This is a genomic window from Flagellimonas sp. 2504JD4-2 (genome assembly GCF_053642935.1).
The window spans coordinates 97,015-122,561 of record NZ_JBSIOV010000002.1 but is presented as its reverse complement, the minus strand read 5'-3'; the positions used below and the strand labels follow the sequence as shown (position 1 = coordinate 122,561).

Here is a 25,547-nt window from a genome sequence, read left to right as displayed (position 1 = left end):
AATATTCCTTAAAGAATACCCTATATTTGTTCCTTTGTAAGCGATTATGGTACTAGAGTTTTACAAATATCAAGGAACGGGCAACGATTTCATCATTATTGACAATCGCCAGGATGTTTTTCCCAAAAACAATACCAAATTGATTGTTGATCTGTGTGATAGAAGATTTGGCATAGGTGCAGACGGACTTATCCTGGTTGAAAATGACGAAAAGTCAGATTTCAATATGATCTATTACAATTCTGATGCAAGCCAAAGTCTATGCGGAAATGGAGGCAGATGTGCCGTTGCTTTTGCACATTTTTTAGGAATGATAGGCAAGGAAACCACGTTCAGCGCTATTGATGGACTTCACTATGCGACGATTGAAGGTGACGAAGTGAATCTAAAAATGGGGAATGTTGAAGAAATAAAGGAAAAAGCAACATATACTTTTTTAGATACCGGTTCGCCCCACCATGTGCAGCTAGTCGATAACTTGGAAGAGGTGGATGTAAAGAACGTGGGAGCCAAACTACGTTATGGAATGTACGGAAAGCCAGGGAGCAACATTAATTTTGTTTCGCAGGCCGATCACGACTCCTTTAATGCCCGCACCTATGAAAGGGGTGTTGAGGATGAGACACTTTCATGTGGAACTGGCGTTACTGCAGTGGCCATTGCCATGCATAAAATGGGAAAAACAAACTCCAATTCGGTCAGAATAAATATGCCGGGAGGGAATTTGTCGGTTAGCTTTGAACAACAAAATGGTTCGTACTCCAACATATTTTTGAAAGGACCAGCGAAGCAGGTCTATAAAGGTGAAGTGGAATGTTAGATTTAAAGGGAAAACAAGTTTATCTCAGGGCCTTGGAACCCAAGGACCTTGACTTTCTTTATCAACTGGAGAACGATACGTCCATTTGGGAAATCAGTGGTACCTTGAAACCATATTCCAAAAAGGTACTCCGGCTTTATCTAGACAATGCGCATCGTGACATTTATGATGTAAAACAGTTAAGATTATGTATCTGTGACCTCAAGGATAATTGCATCGGCCTGATTGACCTGTTCGATTTTGATCCAAAAAATAAACGGGCTGGAGTGGGAATCGTAATAACAAAACCTGGTGACAGAAACAAGGGCAGGGGAGCGGAAGCTTTAACGTTGCTATGCAATTATGCCTTTTCCATTTTAGATCTCCATCAATTATATGCCAATATTTTGGAAGAGAACGAGCGCAGTATCCATCTATTTGAAAAGCTCGGTTTTGAAAGGATAGGTTTAAAAAAGGAATGGATTCGGACCAGTAATGGTTTCAAGAACGAAATAATGTTCCAAAAAATTAATTCAAGTGTATCTTAAGAAAATACTTTGGGCCGTAGCGATTTTGGGTCTTTTGGTCTGTGGGTTTGTGGTGTATCAGATTTATAGCGCCATTTTTAGTCCCAACACCCAATTCAGCAATGACGAAGCCTATATTTATATTGCTTCCAATGCTTCCCTATCGGATGTCAAAGAGAGTCTGGAACCTTTGTTGAAGGACGTTTCAACCTTTGAATCTGTCGCTGACAGGAAGGGTTATTCCACTAATATAAAAGGAGGGAAGTACGCCATCAGGAAGGGCATGAACAACAATGAGATTATCAATACCCTTCGCAGCCAAAATATTCCGGTAAAGGTTTCATTCAACAATCAAGAACGATTGGAGACCTTGGCAGGAAGGATTTCCAACCAGATTGAAGCCGATAGTCTTTCGTTGCTGAATGCATTCAGTGATACAGAATTCTTGGAAGCCTCCGGATTTGACCAGGATACCAAATTATGCATGTATCTGCCCAATACCTACGAGTTTTTTTGGAATACCAGCGCTCAGAACTTTAGGGATAGAATGCTAAAAGAATATAAGAAGTATTGGAATGCAGAGCGATTGGGGAAGGCTGAAGTACTGAATTTGACCCCAACGCAGGTAATTTCCTTGGCAGCCGTTGTACAAAAAGAAACGGTAAAAGCAGACGAAAAACCCCGTGTGGCAGGTGTTTACCTAAACCGGGTAAAGAAAAGGATACCTTTGCAAGCGGACCCCACGGTGATTTTTGCGATAAAAAAAGAAACGGGCAATTATGACACTATTATAAAACGTGTTTTGTATCGGGATTTGGAAATGGAATCCCCGTACAACACCTATAAATACTCAGGTGTGCCTCCTGGACCAATCACTATGCCCGACATTTCTTCCATTGAGGCTGTTTTAAACCCTGAAGAGCACGATTATCTCTATTTCGTAGCCGATGTTTCCAACTTTGGATACCATATTTTCGCTAAAACGTTAGTGCAACACAACCGAAATAAGGTGCAATACGTCAAATGGCTAAATGCTAAGAAAGTATATAGATAGTGTAGTTTGTCGTTAATTTTCAGCGATTTAACGCAATTTGAGACCTATTTAAGAAAATCTTAGGAGCTTTATCCTTGTTAATCTAATGTCTCCCCCTATATTTGCCGGCCAAATTTGATTTGATTGCTTTCGAGCAATTGGAGACATTAAAAATTTGAGTTATGAAAAGATGGATAAGTTTTATTTTGCATCTTGCCATGATTGTAATTTTAACAAGCTTTGGTTCTTATACCGCAACGAAGCATGTGGATAATAATATCCCGGATTCGTTAAAAGCTGTGACCAATGTACAGGCTTTCGTTTCGCAAGATTCGATTGTAACGGTAGATGCAATGGTCAAACCTCCCTACTTAGGAAATGCCTACAATGGTTTTAAAGAAGCACTTGCATTCAAAGAATCGCAAGGAAGGTACCGTGTGGTCAACACATTAGGTTACCTAGGAAAGTACCAATTTGGATTGAGCACCTTGAATCTGATGGGCGTTTATGATGCCAATTCTTTTTTGAATGACCCCAAACTTCAAGAAAGAACGTTCGAAACCAATATTGCTAGAAACAAGTGGATATTGCGACGAGACATCAAGCGTTTTAATGGAAAGAGAATACGAGGTGTGGTGATAACCGAATCCGGTATTTTGGCAGCTGCTCATTTAGCTGGTGCTGGGAACGTTAAAAAGTATTTGCGCTCCTATGGTCAGAGTGATGTGGCCGATGCCTATGGAAGTAGTATTTCGTACTACATGAGAAAATTTGCTGGATTTGATATTTCAACAATTCAGCAGAAAAGAAACGCGAAAGTTTAAGTAAATTATTTTACGATTTGGATAGAGGCCCGGAATATGTTCCGGGCTTTTTTTATGCCTGAATGATGAAAATTGCGGGACGCTTGTTCAGGTCAAGTTCAATTTCCTTCCACTCGTGCACAATTTTGGTCTTAATGAATTCCGTAGGTAGTGTGATATCCGCAGCAATGCACAATCGGGTGCTTTTGTGCAGGGTTCTGGTGAGTTCCTTGAGCAGTTTGTCGTTTCGATAAGGGGTTTCCATAAATATCTGGGACTGTCCTTTTTCCTTGGAAAGCCTTTCCAAGCTTTTGATCATGGCTTTCCGCTCGTTGGCATCGATGGGGAGATAGCCATTGAAAGCAAAATTTTGCCCATTCATTCCACTCGACATCATGGCCATTAAAATGGAAGAAGGCCCGATTAAGGGAACCACTTGGATTCTTTTTTCATGGGCAACCTTTACCACTGCCGCTCCAGGGTCTGCAATCCCAGGACAACCGGCTTCAGATAGAATGCCGATATTATGTCCTGATATACAGGGATCCAAATAACTGGGTATGATGGCCGAATCTGTAAACTTGTTTAGAGTTTCGATATGCAGGCTTGGTTGTGCCTTGCTGGGACTTATTCTTTTTATGAACCTTCGAGCTGTTTTTTCATTTTCCACAATATAATGGTCAATGTTTTCGATGGCTCTCTTTATAGAAATAGGGAGGACTTCCAAAGGAGCATTATCACCCAAGGCGGTGGGTATCAAGTAGACCTTTCCCGAAACAAGACTTGGTTTATTTTCTTCCATTCATCTCAATCTTTTTGCAATAGCTTCGCATGCAAGGTCGACCATTTCAAAGACTTTTTCAAATCCATCTGCACCACCGTAATAAGGATCAGGCACTTCGATTATCCCTAAATCCACCTCGTCCAACAATAATCTGACTTTTCTTTCGTCCTCTCGACCGCTGGCCAACCGTACGATATTGGAAAAGTTACTCCTATCCATGGCGTAGATGTAATCAAAATCTTGAAAATCGGAAGCTGAAAATCTTCGGCATTTCTGCGAGCTTATGTCGATTCCATATTTACGGGCTACCGCAATTGAACGTTCATCAGGAGGGTTGCCTACGTGGTAACCTGCGGTTCCTGCTGAATCCACAAAAATCTTTGTTGAATCAACCTTTGATTTTAAAATGCCCTCTGCCAAAGGAGATCTGCATATGTTACCTAGGCAGATCATCAAAACTTTGGTTTTCATGAAATGATATTAGGAGAATTTTTTGTTCAGATCCTCAATATACTTTCTGAACTGCTTATCGGTTTCGGCAAGATTATCCACTGTTTTACAAGCGTGCAATACTGTAGCATGGTCCCGTTTTCCAATTTGTGAACCGATACTTGCCAAGGAAGCCTTGGTGAATTTTTTCGCAAAGAACATAGCTAGCTGTCGGGCCTGTACAATATGCCTTTTTCTGGTTTTGGATTGTAAAGTGGCCACATCCATTTCAAAATAATCGGAAACCACTTTTTGAATGTAGTCGATGGAAACCTCTCTTTTTGTATTCTTTACAAATTTCTCGACCACTTGTTGGGCCAATTCCAAAGTGACCTCTCGTTTGTTGAACGATGATTGCGCGATCAAGGAGATAATGGCACCTTCCAATTCCCGAATATTGGTTTTGATATTCTTTGCCACATGATCAATAATGTCCTCTGGCATTTCAACCCCATCTCGATATAGCTTGTTTTTTAAGATGGAAACCCTTGTTTCATAATCTGGGCTTTGCAATTCTGCGGACAATCCCCATTTAAAGCGGGAAAGTAGGCGCTGCTCTATGTCCTGCATATCTACAGGAGCCTTGTCAGAAGTTAGGATCACCTGCTTTCCGTTTTGGTGCAGGTGGTTGAATATATGGAAGAATACATCTTGAGTTCCAGATTTACCGGATAAAAACTGAACGTCATCTATGATAAGGACATCGATGAGTTGGTAAAAATGGATAAAATCGTTTCGAGTATTCTTTTTTACAGATTCAATATACTGTTGTGTGAATTTCTCCGCTGAAATATATAGGACGGTCTTTTCGGGATATTTATCCTTGATCTCGACACCAATGGCATGTGCCAAATGTGTTTTGCCCAATCCTACTCCTCCAAAAACCAATAAGGGATTGAAGGAAGTTCCTCCGGGTTTGTTCGCAACTGCCATCCCTGCCGAACGTGCCAAACGATTCGAATCACCTTCTAAAAAGTTCTCAAAATTATAGTTTGGATTTAGCTGGGATTCAATCTTTATATTTCGAATACCGGGAATTACAAATGGATTCTTAAGCTCTGGACTTTTAGAGGTAATCGGCACATCCAGCTCTTGTGGACCAACAGCGGTACGATTGGAACTTGGAATCTGCTCCGTGAACGGCTCTTTGTTCCCGTACTTGTTCTCCATCTTTATGATGTATATCAATTTGGCGTTGTTGCCCAACTCCTTGGTCAAGGCAACCTTTAAGAGTTTCACATAATGCTCTTCGAGCCACTCGTAGAAAAATTTACTGGGAACCTGAATGCTCAGCGCTTTGTCGGTTAACTTGATAGGCTTAATAGGTTCAAACCAAGTTTTGAATGCCTGCGGTTGGATATTATCCTTGATAAAAGCCAAACAGTTTTTCCATACGGAATTTGCAGTAACACTCATAAAAGTCTTTCCTTAGTTTTTGTTGGTTAGCCTTAAGCTTTTGATTCAGTCATCCGAGGGGGTATCAGATGTTTTTTGATAGCGACAAATATGTGAACAAATCTTTGAAAAAAAAAATGATTTCACCGTTGAATTTTCTGTTTTTTTTTCGCATGTTCCCTAGTGAATGACCAAGACTTTAAATATATAATTTTTCGCTTAAAATATGAGCCAAAATTTGTTTTCTTTTCGCGTGAGATACGCTGAAACCGACCAGATGGGCGTGGTACACCACGGCAACTATGCACAATATCTAGAAATGGGAAGGATTGAGTGGTTAAGGAGTATTGGAACCTCGTATCGTAGGATGGAGGAAAATGGTATCATACTCCCTGTAATTTCCTTACAAGTTAATTATAAAAAATCCGCGCTGTTCGACGACCTACTTACAGTGGAGACCACAATTAAAAAACCTCCGTTGGTCAAGATTGAATTTGACTACAAAATTTATAATGAGAGAAACGAATTATTGGCCACTGCCAATACCGTTTTGGCATTTATGGATAAGAAAACCAATAAACCCATGAAATGTCCGCAAGACATCTTGGAAAAACTGGTTTTCTGATTTCTAATTTCTGATTTCCGAATTCTAAAATCTGATTTCTGATGTCTGGTGTCTGATGTTGGAGTAAAGTATTACGATTTATTAGTTTGGTATACACCATCCTACTAGTTCACTCTTTTACCTTAATCTCCACGCCCTGCATCTCTTCAAAGATTTGGAAGATTGATTCTGCCTCGCTTTCACGTACCGAAATGACCAATTCGCATTTCAATTCCATTTTTTGTGAAACAATTGTAATTCCCTTTTGTTTAATGGTGCGCATTACTTTGTCCATTTCGGGATAGTCATAAAGAAGGGTAAAGTGGGTTTCTACAATTTTCTCTATGATGGTCGCATCCTCGAGTGCCATTTGGGCTGCAGTGCGATAGGCTTGAATTAATCCGCCGACTCCGAGCTTTATGCCACCAAAGATTCTAACGACAGCAACAAGCACATTTGTCACCTCAAAGGATTGGATCTGGCCATAAATTGGCATTCCTGCGGAATTATTAGGCTCTCCGTCGTCATTGGCTCTATACAAGGTCTTTTTTGTGCCCAATTGCCAGGCATAACAGACATGATTTGCAGTATGATATTTTTTTCGCAAGCTTTCCACGATTGGTTTTACGTCGCTTTCGCTTGAAATTGGAAATGCATAGCCAAAGAATTTACTTTTCCTATCCTTGAATAGCATCTCCGGGGAAGGCTTCAAAAGTGTTTTGTAAACATCCTCTTTCATTAAAATAAAGCTACCAATACTATACTTGCCACCGCTAGTGCTATTCCTCCCCAATTCTTCAAACTCATCCTCTCCTTAAACAAAAGAATTCCCAAAAGTGTGGTGAGCATTACAATGGCCACATTATTCAAGGTGAAAATGGCGGCACTGTCCATTCCCCCTTCTTGAAGCGCACGCAGTAAAAAGAAAATGGAAAAATAATTAGGTACACCTAAGAATATCCCTCCAACCACATTTTTGAAGTTCAATTTCAACGGTTTTTTTATCGCCTTAATACCGATAAAACAAAACCCCGAAATAGCTGCAAATCCAAAGAGCATTGCTGAAAAAATGGAAACTTCCTCAGGGTCCAAATGTTCGGTTTCAAAGTATTTGATGCTGGCATCGATGATTCCGGACCCTAAAAAGACCAATAGGGGCAAAACCAGTGTTTTTCTGGAAATTTCCATACCGCCATTTTTCATGGAAGCAAAATACACCGCTGCGAGTGCCAAAAAAATACCGACAATTTGAAGTCCAGAGAGTTTTTCCTGATAAAGAACCACTCCAAGAACCACAGGAATCACCAATGACATTTTAGTGGCCACAGAAGCTACTGAAACTCCTGCAACTTGGGATGTTTTGGCCATCAGATTGAATACCAGAATAAAGAAGATGCCCAACGCAATGGCTCCCAAAAACCATGATTTCTGGGTCATTTCCTCAAAATGAAAATCAGTTTCTGAAAGCAAAAGGCCGACTGTGCAGGCTACAACATAATTGACCACGATGGCGTACAATGTTTGAATCTTGTAAACATCAAAAAGTTTGAAGATGACAAACAGGCAACTGGTACATAAAACACTTAGAATTAAGTAGATCATTTATAGTCGGGCCTTTAATTCAGTAATATCTTCTTGGCCAACCTGTAGATTCCAAACCTGAATTCCTAGAGTTGAAGCTGCATCCGTGTTTTCCTTGGTATCGTCAATAAAGAGGGTTTCCGAAGCTGTAAGATTATCTGCATTCAGAACGAATTCGAATATTTCTGCATCCGGTTTTCGCATTCCCATCTCATAAGACAGGTGAAATGTTTCAAACGAATTTTTGAATCGATTAAATTTTTCGCTTCCCATTACCTCTTTTACATATTCAATATGTATGTCATTGGTATTACTCAACAGGAAAAGACGATAATTACCTTCTCGGGCCAATTTTTCCACAAATTCCAAACGCGAATCAGGGAAGTCCTTCAAGACGGCGTTCCAAGCATCAACAAGTTCTTTTTGACTGACATTTGGAAAAAACCGGGAAACCTCTTCTAAAAACTTTGGCGAGCTAATGAGTCCTTTTTCATAATCCTTGAAAAGAATATCAAGTTCTGGAGTCAACTGTTCAAACCCGAATTTCTCCATAGCTCTAGCGGTAGCGGGTTTGTCCAAATCAATGAAAATATCCCCGAAATCAAAAATAATGTTCTTAATCATTGGTATAAGTGGATAAAGTGTCCGTTAAAATATGAATGCTGTCTTTTGGTTCCTCAGAAATTTTTGGGGCCAATGTTCCATTGTTAAAAATAGATTCCCCTGTAAATACCCTGGCTTCGTCCCATAAATCTTCGTTTATGAAAGTTTGAAGCGTTTGGGAACCACCCTCGATCAATACACTGGTTATATTATAGGTATAAAGTACTGCGCAAATTTGGGAAGCCAAAGGCTTTGAGAAATCAATGACCTCGTAATCGACACCATCCAAGTATTTTGACTTCTCGGTTACCCCGGTCAGTACAATGGTTTTTACACTATTGTCGAATACATGAAACTCTTTTGGAATCTTCAAGCTTTGGTCCAAAACCACTCTTATTGGACTTTTTCCCTTCCAATTTCTAGTAGTTAGTTTGGGGTTGTCCTCTAAAACGGTATTGGTTCCAACCAAAATGGCCTGCTCCTCGCTTCGCCATTGATGCACTATTTGTTTGGAATATGTATTTGTAATCCAAAAAGGCTCTGGGTTTTGCGTCCTTTCTGATGCTTCAGGGGCTATAAAACCATCAGTGGTTTCGGCCCATTTTAAAATGATGTAAGGTCGTTTTTTTTCATGAAAAGCCAGAAATCGTCGGTGATGTTCTCGACATTCATTCTCCAAAACACCGATACTTACCTTTACACCAGCTGTTTTCAGTTTTTCGATGCCTTTTCCGGCCACTTTGGAGTGAGGGTCTTTAAGCCCAATGACCACTTCCGGAATTTGGTTTTCGATAATCAAATTGGCACAAGGAGGTGTCTTGCCATAGTGACTGCAGGGTTCCAATGTTACAAATAAGGTCGACTTGGAGAGAAGGGACTTATCCTTCACCGAATGAATGGCATTGACTTCGGCGTGATTACCTCCATAGGGACTTGTAAAGCCTTCACCAATAACTTTGTTCTGATACACGATAACGCTTCCAACCATGGGATTCGGTGCAGTACTTCCAAGTCCTTTTTTGCCCAATTGGATGCACCGCAACATGTATTTTTCATGTATCTTCACCTAGCAAAAATAGGATAATAAAATACAATATGGGTGATGTTGTTATTCGGGAAATAACCCCCGGGGACAATGAGCGGGTGGCCGAATTAATTCGAGAGATTTTATTGGAAATGGGTGTGCCCAAAGTAGGCTCGGCCTATGCCGATAAGGCACTTGATGATATGTATGAAACATACAATGTTCCCCGTGCAGTTTATTATGTCGTGGAAGATGAAGGACAGCTTATAGGATGCGCCGGGGTAGCACAATTGGAAAATTATAAAGGAAATATCTGTGAGCTTCAAAAAATGTATGTTTCTCCAGATGCAAGGGGAAAAGGAGTTGGCGCAAAATTGATTTCCATTTGTATGGAAAAAGCAAAGGAATTTGGATTTGAACAGTGCTATCTTGAAACTATGCCGTATATGAAAGCCGCTCAAAAATTATACAACAAGCAGGGCTTTGAGTATTTAGATGCCAGACTTGGGGATACCGGTCATTACGCCTGCCCTGTTTGGATGCTTAAAAAACTGTAGGGTGCTGTTAAGGGATATCAAAAATATTTTTCACCATGAGTTGGATGAAATCTTTCCTGCGGAAGAGGTTGATGCCTTTTTCTACCTGGCAATAGAACATTATTTAGGTTTGGAACGCTTTGTTTTGGCGCTTCAACCCGACCTGACACTGACTAAAGAAGAAGAACAGCTCCTTTTTGAAGCCTTATCGGAGCTAAAAAAAGAAAAACCTATACAATATATATTAGGTAAGACCCACTTTATGGATTTGGAGTTTCGTGTCGATGAAAATGTACTCATTCCAAGACCCGAAACCGAAGAACTTGTACAATGGATTTTGGACACTGAGCGTAGCCGAAGTGTCATTTCGACTCCGCTCAATGACCACGCTTTACAAATTCTCGATATCGGAACCGGCAGCGGATGTATAGCTATCGCCTTGGCCAAACATTTACCCAATGCAAAAGTGTATGCTGTTGATGTCTCGGAAAAAGCCTTGCAAGTTGCCAGTAAAAATGCCACACTGAATGATGCTGAAGTCACTTTTTTAGCACATGACATTCTAGACCCAAAACTAGATTTCGGATTGCAGTTTGACATTATCGTGTCCAACCCACCGTATGTGAGAGAACAGGAAAAAGAGCAAATGAAGAAAAATGTGGTGGATTACGAACCTAATTTGGCTCTCTTTGTCCCAGATGATGACGCCTTTGTTTTTTATCGGGCGATAACCCGGTTCGCTCAGCATAATTTGAAGAATAACGGGTACTTATTCTTCGAAATCAATCAATATTTGGGAAATGGTACAAAAGCACTTTTAGAAGCGCATAATTTTTTGGAAATTGAACTCCGCAAAGACCTTTTTGGAAACGATAGAATGCTCAAAGGAAAGAAACCATGACCATCCAAGAAAAAATAACATCCCTAAGGGATGAACTAAGGGGACATAACCACAATTATTATGTGTTGGATAATCCCACGATTTCAGATTATGAATTCGATATTAAACTAAAGGAGCTTCAAAAGCTGGAGGAAGAACACCCCGAGTTTTATGATGAAACCTCACCAACTTTAAGGGTTGGAGGTGCGGTCACAAAAAACTTTGAGACCATTCAACATGAACATCGAATGTATTCATTGGACAATTCCTATTCTAAAGATGACTTGGAGGATTGGGAAAGACGAATCCAGCGCATTTTGGGCGATGTTCCGGTTGAATACACCTGCGAATTGAAATATGACGGAGCTTCCATCAGCTTGACCTATGAGGAAGGAAAATTGGTAAGAGCGGTTACCCGAGGTGATGGGTATCAAGGAGATGATGTCACCACAAATATCAAGACCATAAAATCGGTCCCTTTACAATTAAAAGGTGACTACCCGCCTAAATTTGATATCCGTGGTGAAATTATTTTGACTTTGGAAGGATTTGCCAAAATGAACCAAGAGCGAATTGCCAATGGCGAAGAGGCCTATATGAATCCAAGAAATACAGCCTCCGGAAGTTTAAAGTTACAGGACAGTGCGTTGGTTGCCGAGCGTCCCCTAGAATGTTTGTTGTATAGCATTATGGGTAAAAACCTTGATGTCACCTCGCAGTACGAAGTTTTGGATAAAGCGCGCTCCTGGGGATTTAAAGTGCCTACCGTGAACAAATTGTGCAAAACAACAGATGAGGTAATGCAGTTTGTTGAGCATTGGGATGTGCATCGACATGATCTCCCCTATGAAACTGATGGTGTCGTCATAAAAGTAAATAGCCTCCGATACCAAGAGGAGTTGGGGTATACCGCCAAAGCTCCTCGATGGGCAATGGCCTATAAATTCAAAGCGGAACAAGTATCTACCGTTTTAAATGAGATAACCTATCAGGTGGGACGAACTGGAGCCATAACCCCTGTTGCAAATCTTGAACCGGTACTTTTGGCTGGCACTACGGTAAAAAGGGCCTCCTTGCACAATGCCGATCAGATTGAAAAATTGGATATCCGGGAAGGTGACACGGTTTTTGTTGAAAAAGGGGGAGAAATCATTCCGAAAATTATTGCGGTGGATTTCACAAAACGATCAGCCACTTCCAATCCCACAAAATATATTGGGCATTGTCCAGAATGCGGTACGGAATTGATTCGAAATGAAGGCGAGGCACAGCATTTCTGCCCTAACGATACAGGTTGTCCACCTCAAATCACGGGACGCATTCAGCATTTCATATCGCGGAAGGCCATGGATATTGAGGGTATGGGTAGTGAAACTGTGGAATTATTGTTCAAAGAAGGTCTGATTACCAATTATGCTGATTTGTTTGTGTTGACAAAGGAACACGTAATGCCGTTGGAACGAATGGCGGAAAAATCAGCTGAAAATTTGGTCAATGGAGTAGAAGCTTCAAAGGCCATACCGTTTGAAAGGGTACTTTTTGCGTTGGGAATCCGATATGTTGGCGAAACGGTGGCAAAAAAGTTGGCAAAGGCCTATAAAAACATTGATGCCTTGATGGTCGCATCTCAGGAAGAACTGGTTAGTGTGGACGAAATAGGTGAACGAATTGCCGAAAGTGTGGTACAGTTTTTTGCCAATCCGACCAACGTTGGGATAGTGGAACGGCTAAAATCGTTTGGACTGCAATTTTCACTTTCGGAAGAACAACTGGAAAATCAATCCGATAAATTAAAAGGGCAAACTTTTGTGGTTTCAGGCGTATTTGAATCTATAGGGCGTACTGAGTTGAAAAAGCTGATTGAGGACAATGGGGGCAAGGTTGCCTCATCCATCTCGTCGAAAACAAGTTTTTTGGTAGCCGGAGCCAATATGGGGCCCAGCAAGAAGACCAAGGCAGAAAACTTAGGTGTTCCCATTATATCGGAGCAGGAATTTATGTCCAAAATTGAAGCATGATAACCAATACCACCAGGCGTTTTTGGTATTTTCTGCTTTCAAGCTTTGCATTTTTAGTACGCTATAGATACTTCAAGAGGTGGTTTTGGCTTCCACTGCTTGTTCTTTTCATAGGTTTTTTGTTACCCCAATCCATGGTCATCCCCGTTGAAGGGGCAAATGTGAACAGTTGGGACAAAAAGTCATTCTGGGCATATCCGTGGGGAAGCTCCATAACACATAAGGGAATTGATATTTTTGCCGAGAAAGGGACTCCGGTAATTGCATCCACCAATGGTATCGTTGTTTACACCTATGATGGTGGTAAAGGAGGTAAATCTGTGATGGTCCTTGGGCCAAAATGGCGATTTCATTACTATGCACACCTAGATGAGATACATACTTTCCCACTAAAACCGGTTAAAAGAAGTTCGGTTTTGGGCACTGTCGGTAATACCGGAAATGCCAAAGGAAAGCCCCCACATTTACATTATGCCATTACAACCCCATTTCCGTACTTTCATTTATGGGATTCGGAAGTCATTCAGGGTTGGAAAAAAATGTTCTATCTGAATCCAGATGTTTGGCTTCGTCCCTAAATTTGTAGCATGATTCCATCCGATTTTAATGCTTTCAAAGAAACGCTAAGCCTACAACAACCTCCTGTGAGTTGGACACTGGAGCTGCAATCACTTTGGTGGGATGCCAAAGGAAATTGGAATGCTTCTCATGATATCGCCCAGGATATCCACAATACTATGGGCAATTGGATTCATGCCTATCTACATCGCAAGGAGGGAGACGAATGGAATGCGGGCTATTGGTACAGGCAAGCTGGAAGGCCATTTCCGAATCTAACCTTGGAAGAGGAACTACGGCAAATGGTTGAATATGTAATCAACAAATAAAAAAATGCCGGGCAAATACCCGGCACTTCTCTATCAGCTAGTTTATTTGAGTTACTGCTTAAAAATTTTAACTACTTCAGAGCTATTGTCATCGTAGGTCAATTGTAGAAAATATAGTCCAGACCTACCTCTAAAATTTGAAAGATCGATGGATGCGTCACTTCCACCTCTTATTTTTCCGTTAGGCACTGAATATAGGCTTCCTGCAAAATCAGAAATAGAGGCTTTTTTTATAGTTCTGCCTTCGGCTAGTGTAATATTAACATTGGAGGTAAAAGGGTTAGGGTAGAGCGATACTACATTTTGGGCTTCTGCCAATGGATCGTCACCGCCGTTGCCATCATTGCTCCGATCTTCCATAACTTCTCTATTTACTTGACCATTCCATCCCATATCATCAAATATGGAAAGCACAATATTATCGGGTCCTGCAAAGGAAAGTCCCCTAAATAAAAATGGAACCATCAATCCGTTGGGACCTCCAGCATAGGTTACAAAATCAAGATGTGAATAACTGGATCCAGGTAACCATAAATCAGTCAAACCTGGAATGTCTCCAAAGATTTCCGAATCAAGAATGGTAAATAATTGAGCACCTTTTCCCTGTGTTGCTTTTTTGATTCTTGGCCCTTTTGCTGTTAATGGGCCAGATAATAGCACATCACCAAGTTCTGTGGTAAAATTACCATATCTGTTTTCCTTAAGGATGGATTTCCCATCAGAGGAATTTGCCAAACGATCGTAGATTGCTGGAAAAACAGGATTCGGAATGCCGAAGCCATAATCACCAATACCTGATGCATTGTCAACAAACATAGATCCGAAAAATCCGAGCCCGTGGCCTAGTTCGTGCAGCACAACGGTCTTAAAATCAAAGTCGCCAGGAGGGGTATTTCCATCGGTTCCATAGTACCAATTAGGGAATACCGTACTGAAATTGGCTACAATGTCATAAAGTCCGGGTCCCAAATCTTCTCCGCTAAGTTTGTCAGCGAGAGCGTTACCATACCATGTGTTTCGCTCAAGACCTGGTGAATTGGCATAAATTCTTGTTGGTCCTGCAGAACCCAAAACTCCCGGATCTAATTGCTGGAAAACCGCGGCTACAAAAATTGGTGTATCCGAAGATAGATTTGCCGCCCAGGCATCCACGGCAGATTGAAATGCTGTGGCAGCGATGACAAAATCCTCATTTGGAAAGGTTGGGTCAAAATTGAAATAGTCAACAAAAATGGTAGCGCCACTTGGCGTCTTTTTAGAGGATGAGGCTACTTTTTGGGCCCCGTTCATCTGAAGTCCATTCTTTGCACTTCCCATCTGGTGATGACCAACAGCCACCGCATCGCTTGTATGAATGTTGCAAGCAATCTCTCCCTTTTCGTTAACGGTCAGCTGGCTTATTGGGCCTGGTAATTCATACTCACTTTGCCCGAACGAAAATAAGGCAAGGAACAAAGTGAAAAAGAAGGCAAGTATTATAGATAATGGTTGGGTTTGTGGGGTAATAGTCTTTTCTTTCATATAGTAATGTTTGTGTTAAGGAATGCACACAATGTACAAAAAATGTTAAAAAATTAACAAGTAAATTCAATTGTTTTTTTCGATAAGGGATTTTTTTCGTTGAATGGTCAAGCGTTTCTACTTAAAGGTATGGCAATCAGCACAAATGAAATTCCCCATCATCATCAATCTTCTATTTGTAATAGGACTGTTTTTCTTGTCCGATTGTTCTTCAAATTTGAAGGCGGTGATTAATCGCTCCCCATTGGTTTTCAAGTAAAACAGCACCTTATTTTAGGTAAACTGTGATTGGATACGTTCTATCTCTTTAAAGGCAAATTCTCCAAGTTTGGACTGATTTTGTTTCCCTGTAGTTGAGGTTTCATCCAAATCACCAATGACTATAATGTTTTCATCATTTAAGCGATTGGCCGGATCTGTATAATTAAAACTGCCTATGATGACCACTTTCTTATCCACAACCATAAGCTTATGGTGCAGTTTTCCCAAACCGTTTTGCCCTTTTTTGGTGAACAGAATATCCACCTTTGGATCTAGATTGTGCGAAGCGGACCACGCTTGGTTTTTTTGGTCCCCATTGATCAATCCGGATACCTTAATATTTGCATTTGCGACCACATTCATTTGGTCATCTATACCTGAACTTTCGGAAAAGGTAAAAATGGCAAAATCTACACGGTCCTTTGCCTTTGCCATTTGCTTCATAATTTCCATTTCTGGACTGTGATTGGGCGCAAACAATGGTTTTAATCGCACGCCATCTGATCTATCTTCGATAGGTTTTTCCGTGGTGTCGGAGCGTTTTCCGAACTTTCCGGCGAGCATTTCGCGATATTCTTTTTTATAGGCTTTCACGACCTTTTCGTTTCGTATGATCGCAAGATGGTTCAGGTTTTTGGAAGTACCGGTTACCGTGAAGTTCGTGGACCCCGTTAATACCTCTTTGCCATCACGGATGACAAATTTTTGATGGAATATTTTTCCATTGTAGTCGGTCTTTAGACTGACGGCGCTTCGATATAGCGCATTTATGATTTTTCTGTTGGGTTCTAAAGAACCTGTTGGTGTGAACGGATCTATTTGCGGTTTGTTGGCGTGAAGGTAATCCCCTTCCAGAATAATTCCGACAGTGAGCAATCTTGTTTTTCCAGTGCTGGTCAGATAAGTTCTTTTTTTAGCGTCTATTATGGCTTGGGCGATATCAATGTCGTCCAATTCTTGAACAGCTATGTCCAAACTTCTTTTGGCACCATTAATAAAGTCGAGTATTGTTTGTTTTAGATTATCTGGACCTCCTAATTGTTGGGGTCCCATATATAGTTCAATTTCACTTAGTTTGATAGCCATTTGATTTTAGATAGAGGTTGCCTTATCAAGGTAATAAATTCTTACAGAAAAAGTGAGCGAAATATCATATTCAACCCAAATTTTGTATGGAATGGCCGCTATAAACTATGAATGGTAACAATAGGGCTATGTTTCCCCATTGTCAAGGGCATTTTTGTCTCGATCAAAAAAGAAATTGGGTACTGACTTAGCGCATTAGGCATCAATCCAAATACCACATCCGTCAATTTATGAGATATCACAGCCACATTAATACGGATATTCTAAGCTAAAAATTGAAGAAGATGGAATTTAGGAAAGGTGCTTACAGCTTCTTTTTCATGCTTATACTGCTCTCTTGCAGTAATGAAGAAGAACAATACACAAGGGGTATACCTGCTTTTTACCCTCATACGATTGAAGTCGCTGAAGATATTTCCGATACAGAACTTATAGGAAACGTTATCGCAGAGGATCCAAATGGAGACGTTTTGAACTTCAGGCTGGCAATGGATCAGTCCAATCTATTTCAACTCTCCAGTTCTGGTGAGTTGCGTCTTGACCAAGGCAAACAATTGGATTATGAGACTGCAACACAACATCAAATTACGGTACGTGTTACCGATGGGAAGGGTGAGTTCTTTAATCTGGTTACCGTTATGGTGCTTGATGTAATCGAACCCCCAATAATGGAGGATCAAATCTTTGTGGCCACTGAAGACATTGCTGATACAGAGATCATAGGAACAGTTGTAGCCCAAGATTTTGGCGGAAACTTGACGTATTCCATTGCGCTTAATGACAATGATTTGTTTGAGATTACCGAAGACGGACAACTTAGTTTAGCCACAGGACAGGCATTGGACTTTGAAACCAATACTGAACACCAGTTAACCATTGCTGTGAACAATGGTGTAAATGAAGCCGTGGAGGCCACGGTAACCGTTGAAGTTGCTAATGTAATAGGCGATCTTTTAAATGACCCTGCATCTTTTAAGACCAAATGGCAAATACCTTCTGATGGGTTTGAGTTGGTTATTGGCACCAATAACGATTTTGGATATGACTTTACCATCGATTGGGGTGATGGAAGCGCCGAGGAAAACTTCTCGGACCTGCAAGCATTCCCATCACATATTTATGAATCGGCAGGGACCTATTCAGTTGCCATTGTAGGTAATTTTCCAGCCATTCGAATGTTCAATGCACTAGATGATGAATTGAGTGCCTCTCGAACGGCTTTGATAGGCATAGAACAATGGGGTGAAATATCATGGCAAAGTTTTGAAAGCGCGTTTACTTTTTGTACAAGTCTAGCCGAATACGACGCAAATGACACCCCCAATTTGAGTAATGTCGAAAGCATGTATAGAACATTTCTAGCTGCTACTTTGTTCAATGGTAATATTGGGAATTGGGACACTTCCAATGTGACCAATATGTCAAACATGTTTGGGAATTCCAGCTTTAACCAAGATATCGGAAACTGGAACACGGAAAATGTGACCAATATGTCAAGCATGTTTATGCATACGAGCTTTGATCAAGATATAGGCGAGTGGGATACAGGAAATGTGACCGATATGAGTTCTATGTTTGCCTCAAATTCTCAATTTAACCAAGATATCGGAAGCTGGGATACCGCACAAGTGACGGATATGAGTGAAATGTTTAGCAGCGCGGATTCATTTAATGCGGACATTAGCAATTGGAATACCTCCAATGTAACTAATATGAGTGAAATGTTTTTTTACGCCAATTCATTTAATGCGGACATTGGTAATTGGGATACCTCCAATGTAACTGATATGAGCCGAATGTTTTTTTCAGCAGATATGTTTGATCAGGACTTAGGTGCTTGGGATATCAGTAATGTAAGTAACATGTCTTTCATGCTTGCCTATTCTGGGCTGTCCGCTCAAAATTATTCTGACACCCTAATCGGTTGGGCGGATCAAAACCCAACAAATGTTATTTCGCTTCGATCCGATAACCTGGAGTATTTATGTATAGCCGTTGATGCGCGAAACATGTTGATTAATAATTCGGGATGGACTATCATGGACAATGGTTTACAAGCAGGACAAATTTGCTTTTAGATTAATTAGGAGACAAAGCACAAATAAAATTTTCTATCCATTGCTATACCTATGATGGCAACAATGAGGTGATTATTATCTAAACCGCTATGCTCACCCCATTGGCCGCGGCATTTTTGTCTGGGTCAAAATAGAAATCAATCCTTCCTAAGTTAATGCCATAGGCCCCAACTTGATTGACCAATACGGAATTTCCATTTAGGTTGGAATGAACATCGGGTTTATCCAAAAAAGTATGGGTATGTCCCCCAATAATCAGGTCTGTATGATAGGTGCGCTGGGCCAGTTGCGTGTCGGAAGGTCTATTGGGATTTTCATAGTCGTATCCCAAATGGGAGAGGCAGACGATTAGGTCACAACGTTCCTCTTCTTTTAGTATTCGTTCGGTATCCAAGGCAATTTCGTAGGGATTTAGGTATTCCGTTTCCTTGTAAAGACGTTTCGTCACCAAACCATCCAATTTGATTCCTATACCGTAAACCCCAATTTTGATTCCATCCATAAGATAGGTTTTATAAGGCTTTACAAAACCATTCATTACGGTATTGGAAAAATCATAATTGGCCGACAACAATTCGAAGGTTGCATTCGGCACTTGCGCCAACAATCCATCGATTCCATTGTCAAAGTCATGGTTGCCAATGGTGGCGGCATCATACTTGAGCTTGCTCATCAACTTAAATTCCAATTCACCTCCATAAAAATTAAAATACGGGGTGCCCTGAAAAATATCTCCTGCATCAAACAACAAGGTATTTGGGTTTTCATTCCGTATCTGTTGTACCAGACTGGCCCTACGGGCAACTCCACCGAGGTTGGCATATCTCGAATGGGAACTCGGAAATGGATCTATGTGACTGTGGACATCGTTGGTATGCAATATGGTAATCTGTCTTGTACCAAATCCCTTACAGGAATTAAGGCTCAATCCACCTAGACCGATAAAAGTTGAAGTGGCTGCTGTATTTCGTAGAAAATCCCTGCGTTTCATTTATTTGAGTTGAATGAATCTGTTGTCAACCGAAGCTGTTACGGTATCAATCTTCTTAAAATGGTCAATGATTGCATTACGCACCAAATAACCGGTATCCGTCACATCCACCATTTCGTCAAAGAACCCGATACTGGGACCACCTTGCACAAGATAGTCAGAGGTGGCGATGTAATAATTGCGGCTTTCATCAAAAGGACTTCCTTGAATATCTACGGATTCCAGTTCCCCTTTTTTGTTCAAGATAATCTGTATGCCAGCGATAGGATGCGCCCTGGTGGCATTGATTAAATATGAAATGAGTTCCCTTACCGCAGTTCCGCTTAACTCCACCACTGCAATATAGTTTTCAAAGGGCATGATTTCATAGGCATTTCTAGCACTGACATTTCCTTTGGAAATAATAGTTCGGATACCGCCTCGGTTCAATACAACAAAGTCCAGGTCCTTCCCTGTTTGTTTTTTAAAAAGTGGGCCAGTTTCTTCGAGAATAATATCTGCCATTAAATTCCCCATGGAGGTATTGTGTTCGGCATCATCCAATTGAATGGTCTCAGGTGCGTAGGCCAGCGTGCTGTCCAAAACCTCATTGATACGATTCTTAAAAGGAGCTATATAGCTTGTAATAGAATCGACCCCAACTAAAGAAGTATCAATTTTTAATTGTTTTCCTTGAATTTTTGAAAGCTGTCCTTTCTCTTGCTGACAGGAGATGAACAAACAAAAAGTTACGAATGCAACAAATTGTTTTAATTTTAAAATATACACGTACTTATCTTTGTAAAGTAATCTTGATGGAATAATTACCTTTGTAAAAATGCATAAAAAATATGTTTTTAAAAGGGTTCCAGGATAAATTTAAGGTTAAATCAGGTCTTAAATATTTAAGGGAGGAAATGGAAAAGCCTCCTAAAACGGTCGCTAGGGACCAAGGGATTACCAGTATTGGGTGTATTGTGGATGTTGATAACTTCCAGAACGCGGAGTTGTTTTACGAGCTTATCGACGATTTTTCATTAAGACCCAATGCAATTAAAATTATCGGCTACAAGCGGGAATATGACAAGAACTCGCCCTATGCCATCCAAATATATTCGGATAAGGACCTTGGATGGAAGGGTGTAATAGAAAACGGATACGTACTTGAGTTTTTGGGAAGGGAATATGATATGCTGATAAACTATTATGAAGAGGACAATCTGATGATGAAGTTGCTGTCGGTGAAAACCTCGGCAAGAATAAAAGTGGGTTTTGGGTCCTTGGACCCAAAAATTAACGATTTGATCCTAAATACGAACCTAGCAGATTTTAAGATGTTTAAGAGCGAACTAAAAAAGTATTTAAAGGTTTTAAAAGAATTGTGATGGAACAATTGGTAGGAACAGGCGTTGCGTTGGTCACGCCATTCAACAAAGATTTTTCGGTAGACGTGCAGGCTCTTGAGCGCATTGTTGAACACTGTGTACAAGGCGGGATCGATTATTTGGTAGCGCTGGGAACCACAGCTGAATCAGCAACGCTTTCCAAAGCAGATAAACAGCTGGTTATCGATGTCATTGTGCGCACCAATGCAGGAAGATTGCCATTAGTTGTTGGAGTAGGAGGAAACAACACTGCAGCTGTTGTTGAAGAACTTACACAGACAGATTTGTCTGATTTTGATGCTGTTCTTTCAGTTTCCCCATATTACAATAGGCCCACTCAAGAAGGGATTTACCAACATTTCAAAGCCTTGGCAATTGCCTCACCAAAACCTATTGTCATGTACAATGTTCCTGCGAGAACTGGAAGCAATATGCTGCCCGAGACTACCCTTCGTTTAGCCAGGGATTTCGACAATATTGTGGCGATTAAAGAAGCTTGTGGGGATATGATTCAAATCGATAAGATCCTGAAGGACAAACCAGAGGATTTCATGGTGATTTCCGGAGATGATTTTACCGCCCTGCCAACAGTTTTGGCCGGAGGGTCCGGGGTTATTTCCGTCTTGGGACAAGGATTGCCCAATTCTTTCTCCAAAATGATCCAGTTAGGGATTAACAATGGCTCTGATGAAGCTTATCAATTGCATCATGCTTTGCAACCGCTTATGCAGTTGATTTTTGAAGAAGGAAATCCTGCCGGTATCAAAAGCATATTCGAATCCCTGGGATTGGGAAGTGCAGTGGTGAGATTGCCATTGGTCGAAGCGACCCCTCAGTTAAAGACCAAAATCGTGGATTTTCTTAAGTCGTTCAACAAGGTTTACGCGTAAAGCATGTTAAATGTTCGCTAAAACCTTAGCGGAAGCAGGATCTTGCCCTTATTTTCGGTGATTATTCCATTTTTTATATCCGGTGATTATCACTAATTTTGCAAAATATTTTTGAGAATGAGGTCCGTATTCCTATTACTTTTAGTAGCATTTGTCTTTTCGTCCTGCAACGAGTACCAAAAAGTACTTAAAAACGAGGATGTTAAGGCCAAGTATGATTTAGCCCAAAAATATTACGATTCGGGAGATTTCAAAAGAGCTAAAAGGCTTTATGAGCAAATTGCACCTCGCTATGTGGGCAAGCCACAAGGTGAGCGGGTGATGTTCTTTTTTGCGGATACCTATTTCAAAACAAAGGATTATTATTTAGCAGGATATCAATTTGAGCGTTTTATCAAATCATATCCTAGGAGTGGAAAGATTCAAGAAGCCACATTTTTAGGAGCTAAAAGTTACTATAAGCTTTCACCGGCATACTCGTTGGACCAGACCGATACGGATAAGGCTTTAGTAAAGTTGCAATCCTTTATCAATACTTACCCTGAATCAGAGTTTTTTGATGAAGCCAATGCAATGGCCAAAGAGCTTACAGCCAAAAAGGAAAAAAAGCAGCTGGAAATTGCGAAGCAGTTCAATAAATTGGGCGTGTTCAACTACCCGATTTTGGTTTCCGCAATTACGGCCTTGGATAATTTTATTTCTGATAACCCGGGTTCCATCTATAGAGAGGAAGCATTGTATTATAAGATTGAGGCCACCACAAATTTGGCGATGAACAGTGTGGAGGAAAGAAAAAAAGAACGTCTTGAAGAAGCCCAAGCGGCTTACAACACGCTGCTGCGCTACTACCCAGACACAAAATTCAAAAAGAAAGCAGATAATTTATCTGAAAAAATCCAAAAGGAATTAGGCGAATATGCCAATTCCAAATAATAGTTTAAACACGCATCCATGCAAGATTTGAAAAATACCAAAGCACCCGTTTCTACTGTTACCCATAACAGAAATGAGTTCGATGAAAAAACCAATAACATTTATGAGGCTATCTCAATAGCTTCAAAACGTGCTATCCAAATCAATTCTGAGATCAAAAAGGAATTGTTGGAGAAGTTGGAGGAGTTCGCTACTTATAGCGACAGCTTGGAAGAGGTTTTTGAGAACAAGGAGCAGATTGAAGTTTCCAAGTTTTACGAAAAGCTTCCAAAACCTCATGCCTTGGCCGTATTAGAATGGTTGGAAGATAAAATCTATTACAGAAACACAGAGAAAGACGCCTAAGAAATGCTTAGCGGTAAAAACATCCTTTTGGGCATTACCGGAGGAATTGCCGCATATAAGACAACATTTCTCGTTAGGCTTTTGATAAAAGCTGGTGCTCAGGTCAAGGTAGTAATGACCCAAAGTGCCAGCTCTTTTGTTTCCCCACTTACACTATCCACGCTCTCGAAGAATCCGGTTTTGATGGATTTTGTCAACCAAGAAGACGGTAGTTTATCTTGGAACAACCATGTTGAGTTAGGGCTGTGGGCCGATATGATGATAATTGCACCGGCCACGGCCAATACACTTTCAAAAATGGCACATGGTACCTGTGACAACCTTTTGATGGCAACATATTTGTCTGCAAAATGTCCTGTTTATTTTGCCCCGGCAATGGATTTGGATATGTACAAGCATCCTTCGACCAAAACGTCCTTTGATAAATTGGAATCTTTCGGAAACATCATGATTCCGGCTGAATCCGGTGAATTGGCAAGTGGATTGCATGGCGAGGGTCGAATGGCAGAACCTGAAGCCATAATGCAATTTCTTATAAAGGATTTGACCAAAGACCTTCCCTTAAGCGGAAAAAAAGTATTGATTACAGCAGGTCCAACACATGAGGCCATTGACCCTGTTCGATTTTTGGGTAACCGGTCTTCAGGAACCATGGGCTTTGAGTTGGCGAAACAAGCCTCAAGCTTGGGAGCTGAGGTAATCTTGGTTTCCGGTCCAACCAACTTGAGCGTAAGTGATGATGGCCGCATTGATTTAGTTCGTATAACCTCGGCCCAGGAAATGTTCGATGCGTGCCACAAGCATTACGATGATGTTGACGTTGCAATTGCTGCTGCTGCCGTAGCCGATTATCGCCCAAAACAGGTAGCTAAGGAGAAAATCAAAAAGAAAGAAGGAGATTTAAAAATTGAGTTGGAGCGTAATCCAGATATCCTGTTCTCATTAGGGGAGAAAAAGAAAAATCAGTTTTTGGTCGGGTTTGCCTTGGAAACCGAAAACGAACTGGAAAATGCCAAAGGAAAACTTAAGCGCAAAAATCTGGATGCCATTATTCTTAACTCTTTAAAAGACGATGGTGCCGGCTTTGGTGGAAGTACCAATAAAATCACCTTTATTGATAAGAATTTGGATATAAAAACGTTTGGTTTGAAGACGAAGCCCGAAGTAGCTTCGGATATTTGGAATGAAATCATCGCCAGAATCCATGCGTAACCTATTAATTTTCGCTTTTTTTCTCTCATTTTGGCAAGCAGCTCTTGCTCAGGAATTGAATTGCACCATCACCGTAAATTCCGACCAGGTTAGCCAGACCAACCAGCAGATTTTCAGAACCCTTGAGCGATCACTTAATGATTTTGTGAATAGGAACAAATGGACCAACCGCACCTATCGTGAAAATGAAAGGGTAAATGCCCGAATGTTCATTACGGTCACACAATATGAATCGGATCGTTTCGAAGCAAACATCCAAATTCAATCCTCAAGACCTGTATATAACACATCCTATGAGAGCCCCATCTTCAATTATAAAGATGACGTTTTCAATTTTCAGTATCAAGAATTCGAGCCTTTGGCTTACAATGAGAACGCATTTAGCTCCAATCTGGTTGCTGTGATTTCATACTATGTCTATGTGATTCTTGGTTTGGATGCAGACACTTTTTCTTTGGAAGGGGGTGACGACATGTATCGACAAGCGCAGAATATTGTAACCCAGGCGCAAGGATCAAATTCTACCGGTTGGAGTCAGGAAACAGGGCAACGTAGCCGTTTTGAGCTGGTGGATAACCTCTTGAACAATTCCTTTAGGGAATATCGTATCGCCATGTACAACTACCATAGAAAGGGACTGGATATTTTAGGGGATAACAATAGTACGGGCAAGCAAATTATAGCAGGAAGCTTGCGTTTGTTCGAGACACTCATTAAAAGAAGGCCCAACGCCTTTTTAATACAGACCTTCTTCGATGCAAAGTCAGAGGAAATCAGAAATATCTTCTCAGACGGCCCTAAAGTTGATGTTGTTCAGCTTAAAGAAACGCTCAACAATGTGGCGCCGTTCTATTCCAGTACATGGAACGACATAAAATACTAGTCCATTTCTCCAAAGAGATT

At 40.8% G+C, this 25,547-nt stretch carries 28 protein-coding genes; 17 read left to right on the top strand and 11 right to left on the bottom strand.

Annotated features, from left to right (window positions below):
• The first annotated feature begins 46 nt into the window (after positions 1-46).
• From dapF to ACULLH_RS07240, 4 genes are all read left to right on the top strand, one after another.
• Positions 47-820 carry a diaminopimelate epimerase gene (gene dapF, locus ACULLH_RS07255; protein WP_454088077.1) on the top strand — a complete coding sequence of 258 codons (774 nt, stop codon included), beginning with the start codon at positions 47-49 and terminating at the stop codon, positions 818-820.
• Positions 814-1,347, top strand: coding sequence for a GNAT family N-acetyltransferase (locus ACULLH_RS07250; protein WP_454088076.1), 534 nt, complete (start codon positions 814-816; stop codon positions 1,345-1,347). Before dapF ends, ACULLH_RS07250 begins: the two co-directional genes overlap by 7 nt.
• A complete protein-coding gene (gene mltG, locus ACULLH_RS07245; protein WP_454088075.1) occupies positions 1,337-2,380 on the top strand; it encodes an endolytic transglycosylase MltG in 1,044 nt (347 codons plus the stop codon). Before ACULLH_RS07250 ends, mltG begins: the two co-directional genes overlap by 11 nt.
• A 161-nt stretch (positions 2,381-2,541) precedes the next feature.
• Entirely contained in the window at positions 2,542-3,183 is a 642-nt protein-coding gene (locus tag ACULLH_RS07240) for a hypothetical protein (RefSeq protein WP_454088074.1), read from the top strand.
• 52 nt (positions 3,184-3,235) lie between these two features.
• On the opposite strand, the gene ACULLH_RS07235 is transcribed toward ACULLH_RS07240, so the two are convergent.
• Genes ACULLH_RS07235 through dnaA form a run of 3 tightly spaced genes read right to left on the bottom strand, consistent with a single transcriptional unit; the run spans position 3,236 to position 5,851 of the window.
• A complete protein-coding gene (locus ACULLH_RS07235; RefSeq protein ID WP_454088073.1) occupies positions 3,236-3,964 on the bottom strand; it encodes an SAM-dependent methyltransferase in 729 nt (242 codons plus the stop codon).
• Complete coding sequence (locus ACULLH_RS07230) at positions 3,965-4,417, bottom strand: low molecular weight protein-tyrosine-phosphatase (protein WP_454088072.1); 453 nt, start codon at positions 4,415-4,417, stop codon at positions 3,965-3,967.
• Positions 4,418-4,426: 9 nt separating this feature from the next.
• Positions 4,427-5,851, bottom strand: coding sequence for a chromosomal replication initiator protein DnaA (gene dnaA / locus ACULLH_RS07225; protein ID WP_454088071.1), 1,425 nt, complete (start codon positions 5,849-5,851; stop codon positions 4,427-4,429).
• 205 nt (positions 5,852-6,056) lie between these two features.
• On the opposite strand from dnaA, the gene ACULLH_RS07220 reads away from it, so the two are divergent.
• Positions 6,057-6,455, top strand: a complete 399-nt coding sequence (locus ACULLH_RS07220; RefSeq protein ID WP_454088070.1) for an acyl-CoA thioesterase — start codon at positions 6,057-6,059, stop codon at positions 6,453-6,455.
• Positions 6,456-6,564: 109 nt separating this feature from the next.
• On the opposite strand, the gene ACULLH_RS07215 is transcribed toward ACULLH_RS07220, so the two are convergent.
• The 4 genes from ACULLH_RS07215 to ribD are packed head-to-tail and all read right to left on the bottom strand — an operon-like array spanning position 6,565 to position 9,684.
• Positions 6,565-7,173, bottom strand: a complete 609-nt coding sequence (locus ACULLH_RS07215; RefSeq protein ID WP_454088069.1) for an IMPACT family protein — start codon at positions 7,171-7,173, stop codon at positions 6,565-6,567.
• On the bottom strand, positions 7,173-8,036 hold the full coding sequence (locus ACULLH_RS07210; RefSeq protein WP_454088068.1) for an EamA family transporter: 864 nt from the start codon (positions 8,034-8,036) through the stop codon (positions 7,173-7,175). Before ACULLH_RS07210 ends, ACULLH_RS07215 begins: the two co-directional genes overlap by 1 nt.
• Positions 8,037-8,639, bottom strand: coding sequence for an HAD family hydrolase (locus tag ACULLH_RS07205; protein WP_454088067.1), 603 nt, complete (start codon positions 8,637-8,639; stop codon positions 8,037-8,039).
• The gene (gene ribD / locus ACULLH_RS07200; RefSeq protein WP_454088066.1) at positions 8,632-9,684 is read right to left on the bottom strand and encodes a bifunctional diaminohydroxyphosphoribosylaminopyrimidine deaminase/5-amino-6-(5-phosphoribosylamino)uracil reductase RibD; all 1,053 of its coding nucleotides are present in this window, start codon (positions 9,682-9,684) and stop codon (positions 8,632-8,634) included. The genes ACULLH_RS07205 and ribD overlap by 8 nt, the downstream gene beginning before the upstream one ends.
• A gap of 29 nt (positions 9,685-9,713) precedes the next feature.
• Here ribD and ACULLH_RS07195 point away from each other — a divergent pair, with 29 nt between their 5' ends.
• From ACULLH_RS07195 to ACULLH_RS07175, 5 genes are all read left to right on the top strand, one after another.
• A complete protein-coding gene (locus ACULLH_RS07195) occupies positions 9,714-10,199 on the top strand; it encodes a GNAT family N-acetyltransferase (protein WP_454088065.1) in 486 nt (161 codons plus the stop codon).
• The gene (prmC, locus tag ACULLH_RS07190) at positions 10,138-11,079 is read left to right on the top strand and encodes a peptide chain release factor N(5)-glutamine methyltransferase (protein WP_454088064.1); all 942 of its coding nucleotides are present in this window, start codon (positions 10,138-10,140) and stop codon (positions 11,077-11,079) included. The genes ACULLH_RS07195 and prmC overlap by 62 nt, the downstream gene beginning before the upstream one ends.
• On the top strand, positions 11,076-13,076 hold the full coding sequence (gene ligA, locus ACULLH_RS07185) for an NAD-dependent DNA ligase LigA (protein WP_454088063.1): 2,001 nt from the start codon (positions 11,076-11,078) through the stop codon (positions 13,074-13,076). The genes prmC and ligA overlap by 4 nt, the downstream gene beginning before the upstream one ends.
• 134 nt (positions 13,077-13,210) lie before the next feature.
• Positions 13,211-13,654, top strand: a complete 444-nt coding sequence (locus ACULLH_RS07180; protein ID WP_454088062.1) for a M23 family metallopeptidase — start codon at positions 13,211-13,213, stop codon at positions 13,652-13,654.
• A gap of 9 nt (positions 13,655-13,663) precedes the next feature.
• A complete protein-coding gene (locus ACULLH_RS07175; RefSeq protein WP_454088061.1) occupies positions 13,664-13,963 on the top strand; it encodes a hypothetical protein in 300 nt (99 codons plus the stop codon).
• Positions 13,964-14,014: 51 nt separating this feature from the next.
• On the opposite strand, the gene ACULLH_RS07170 is transcribed toward ACULLH_RS07175, so the two are convergent.
• Together ACULLH_RS07170 and ACULLH_RS07165 are read right to left on the bottom strand one after the other, a co-directional pair.
• Entirely contained in the window at positions 14,015-15,484 is a 1,470-nt protein-coding gene (locus ACULLH_RS07170) for a T9SS type A sorting domain-containing protein (RefSeq protein ID WP_454088060.1), read from the bottom strand.
• A gap of 273 nt (positions 15,485-15,757) precedes the next feature.
• Positions 15,758-16,831: a phospholipase D-like domain-containing protein gene (locus ACULLH_RS07165; protein ID WP_454088059.1), complete on the bottom strand. Its 1,074-nt coding sequence runs from the start codon at positions 16,829-16,831 to the stop codon at positions 15,758-15,760.
• Between the two features lie 284 nt (positions 16,832-17,115).
• Between ACULLH_RS07165 and ACULLH_RS07160 the strand changes: the two genes are divergently transcribed.
• Positions 17,116-18,909, top strand: coding sequence for a BspA family leucine-rich repeat surface protein (locus ACULLH_RS07160; RefSeq protein WP_454088058.1), 1,794 nt, complete (start codon positions 17,116-17,118; stop codon positions 18,907-18,909).
• A gap of 79 nt (positions 18,910-18,988) precedes the next feature.
• Here the strand turns inward: ACULLH_RS07160 and ACULLH_RS07155 are convergent, their stop codons facing one another.
• Together ACULLH_RS07155 and ACULLH_RS07150 are read right to left on the bottom strand one after the other, a co-directional pair.
• Positions 18,989-19,900, bottom strand: a complete 912-nt coding sequence (locus ACULLH_RS07155) for a bifunctional metallophosphatase/5'-nucleotidase (RefSeq protein ID WP_454088057.1) — start codon at positions 19,898-19,900, stop codon at positions 18,989-18,991.
• Positions 19,901-20,668, bottom strand: a complete 768-nt coding sequence (locus tag ACULLH_RS07150) for a 5'-nucleotidase C-terminal domain-containing protein (protein WP_454088056.1) — start codon at positions 20,666-20,668, stop codon at positions 19,901-19,903. It lies immediately after the preceding gene.
• Positions 20,669-20,730: 62 nt separating this feature from the next.
• On the opposite strand from ACULLH_RS07150, the gene ACULLH_RS07145 reads away from it, so the two are divergent.
• From ACULLH_RS07145 to porD, 6 genes are all read left to right on the top strand, one after another.
• On the top strand, positions 20,731-21,264 hold the full coding sequence (locus tag ACULLH_RS07145) for a DUF6913 domain-containing protein (RefSeq protein ID WP_454088055.1): 534 nt from the start codon (positions 20,731-20,733) through the stop codon (positions 21,262-21,264).
• Complete coding sequence (dapA, locus tag ACULLH_RS07140) at positions 21,264-22,154, top strand: 4-hydroxy-tetrahydrodipicolinate synthase (RefSeq protein ID WP_454088054.1); 891 nt, start codon at positions 21,264-21,266, stop codon at positions 22,152-22,154. Before ACULLH_RS07145 ends, dapA begins: the two co-directional genes overlap by 1 nt.
• A gap of 117 nt (positions 22,155-22,271) precedes the next feature.
• Positions 22,272-23,087 carry an outer membrane protein assembly factor BamD gene (locus ACULLH_RS07135; protein ID WP_454088053.1) on the top strand — a complete coding sequence of 272 codons (816 nt, stop codon included), beginning with the start codon at positions 22,272-22,274 and terminating at the stop codon, positions 23,085-23,087.
• Positions 23,088-23,105: 18 nt separating this feature from the next.
• Entirely contained in the window at positions 23,106-23,432 is a 327-nt protein-coding gene (locus tag ACULLH_RS07130; protein WP_136465602.1) for a DNA-directed RNA polymerase subunit omega, read from the top strand.
• Positions 23,433-23,435: 3 nt separating this feature from the next.
• The gene (gene coaBC, locus ACULLH_RS07125) at positions 23,436-24,644 is read left to right on the top strand and encodes a bifunctional phosphopantothenoylcysteine decarboxylase/phosphopantothenate--cysteine ligase CoaBC (protein WP_454088052.1); all 1,209 of its coding nucleotides are present in this window, start codon (positions 23,436-23,438) and stop codon (positions 24,642-24,644) included.
• Positions 24,637-25,527 (top strand): type IX secretion system protein PorD, encoded by an 891-nt coding sequence (gene porD / locus ACULLH_RS07120; RefSeq protein WP_454088051.1) that lies wholly within the window; start codon positions 24,637-24,639, stop codon positions 25,525-25,527. Before coaBC ends, porD begins: the two co-directional genes overlap by 8 nt.
• The last annotated feature ends 20 nt before the right edge of the window (positions 25,528-25,547 follow it).

Bases quoted from the DNA above. Each gene is read 5' to 3' on its own strand.
- dapF (WP_454088077.1), top strand. From the start codon at position 47: ATGGTACTAGAGTTTTACAAATATCAAGGAACGGGCAACGATTTCATC.
- ACULLH_RS07250 (WP_454088076.1), top strand. From the start codon at position 814: ATGTTAGATTTAAAGGGAAAACAAGTTTATCTCAGGGCCTTGGAACCC.
- ACULLH_RS07240 (WP_454088074.1), top strand. From the start codon at position 2,542: ATGAAAAGATGGATAAGTTTTATTTTGCATCTTGCCATGATTGTAATT.
- ACULLH_RS07235 (WP_454088073.1), bottom strand. From the start codon at position 3,964: ATGGAAGAAAATAAACCAAGTCTTGTTTCGGGAAAGGTCTACTTGATA.
- ACULLH_RS07230 (WP_454088072.1), bottom strand. From the start codon at position 4,417: ATGAAAACCAAAGTTTTGATGATCTGCCTAGGTAACATATGCAGATCT.
- dnaA (WP_454088071.1), bottom strand. From the start codon at position 5,851: ATGAGTGTTACTGCAAATTCCGTATGGAAAAACTGTTTGGCTTTTATC.
- ACULLH_RS07220 (WP_454088070.1), top strand. From the start codon at position 6,057: ATGAGCCAAAATTTGTTTTCTTTTCGCGTGAGATACGCTGAAACCGAC.
- ACULLH_RS07215 (WP_454088069.1), bottom strand. From the start codon at position 7,173: ATGAAAGAGGATGTTTACAAAACACTTTTGAAGCCTTCCCCGGAGATG.
- ACULLH_RS07210 (WP_454088068.1), bottom strand. From the start codon at position 8,036: ATGATCTACTTAATTCTAAGTGTTTTATGTACCAGTTGCCTGTTTGTC.
- ACULLH_RS07205 (WP_454088067.1), bottom strand. From the start codon at position 8,639: ATGATTAAGAACATTATTTTTGATTTCGGGGATATTTTCATTGATTTG.
- ACULLH_RS07195 (WP_454088065.1), top strand. From the start codon at position 9,714: ATGGGTGATGTTGTTATTCGGGAAATAACCCCCGGGGACAATGAGCGG.
- prmC (WP_454088064.1), top strand. From the start codon at position 10,138: ATGCCAGACTTGGGGATACCGGTCATTACGCCTGCCCTGTTTGGATGC.
- ligA (WP_454088063.1), top strand. From the start codon at position 11,076: ATGACCATCCAAGAAAAAATAACATCCCTAAGGGATGAACTAAGGGGA.
- ACULLH_RS07180 (WP_454088062.1), top strand. From the start codon at position 13,211: ATGGTCATCCCCGTTGAAGGGGCAAATGTGAACAGTTGGGACAAAAAG.
- ACULLH_RS07175 (WP_454088061.1), top strand. From the start codon at position 13,664: ATGATTCCATCCGATTTTAATGCTTTCAAAGAAACGCTAAGCCTACAA.
- ACULLH_RS07170 (WP_454088060.1), bottom strand. From the start codon at position 15,484: ATGAAAGAAAAGACTATTACCCCACAAACCCAACCATTATCTATAATA.
- ACULLH_RS07165 (WP_454088059.1), bottom strand. From the start codon at position 16,831: ATGGCTATCAAACTAAGTGAAATTGAACTATATATGGGACCCCAACAA.
- ACULLH_RS07160 (WP_454088058.1), top strand. From the start codon at position 17,116: ATGGAATTTAGGAAAGGTGCTTACAGCTTCTTTTTCATGCTTATACTG.
- ACULLH_RS07155 (WP_454088057.1), bottom strand. From the start codon at position 19,900: ATGAAACGCAGGGATTTTCTACGAAATACAGCAGCCACTTCAACTTTT.
- ACULLH_RS07145 (WP_454088055.1), top strand. From the start codon at position 20,731: ATGTTTTTAAAAGGGTTCCAGGATAAATTTAAGGTTAAATCAGGTCTT.
- dapA (WP_454088054.1), top strand. From the start codon at position 21,264: ATGGAACAATTGGTAGGAACAGGCGTTGCGTTGGTCACGCCATTCAAC.
- ACULLH_RS07135 (WP_454088053.1), top strand. From the start codon at position 22,272: ATGAGGTCCGTATTCCTATTACTTTTAGTAGCATTTGTCTTTTCGTCC.
- ACULLH_RS07130 (WP_136465602.1), top strand. From the start codon at position 23,106: ATGCAAGATTTGAAAAATACCAAAGCACCCGTTTCTACTGTTACCCAT.
- coaBC (WP_454088052.1), top strand. From the start codon at position 23,436: ATGCTTAGCGGTAAAAACATCCTTTTGGGCATTACCGGAGGAATTGCC.
- porD (WP_454088051.1), top strand. From the start codon at position 24,637: ATGCGTAACCTATTAATTTTCGCTTTTTTTCTCTCATTTTGGCAAGCA.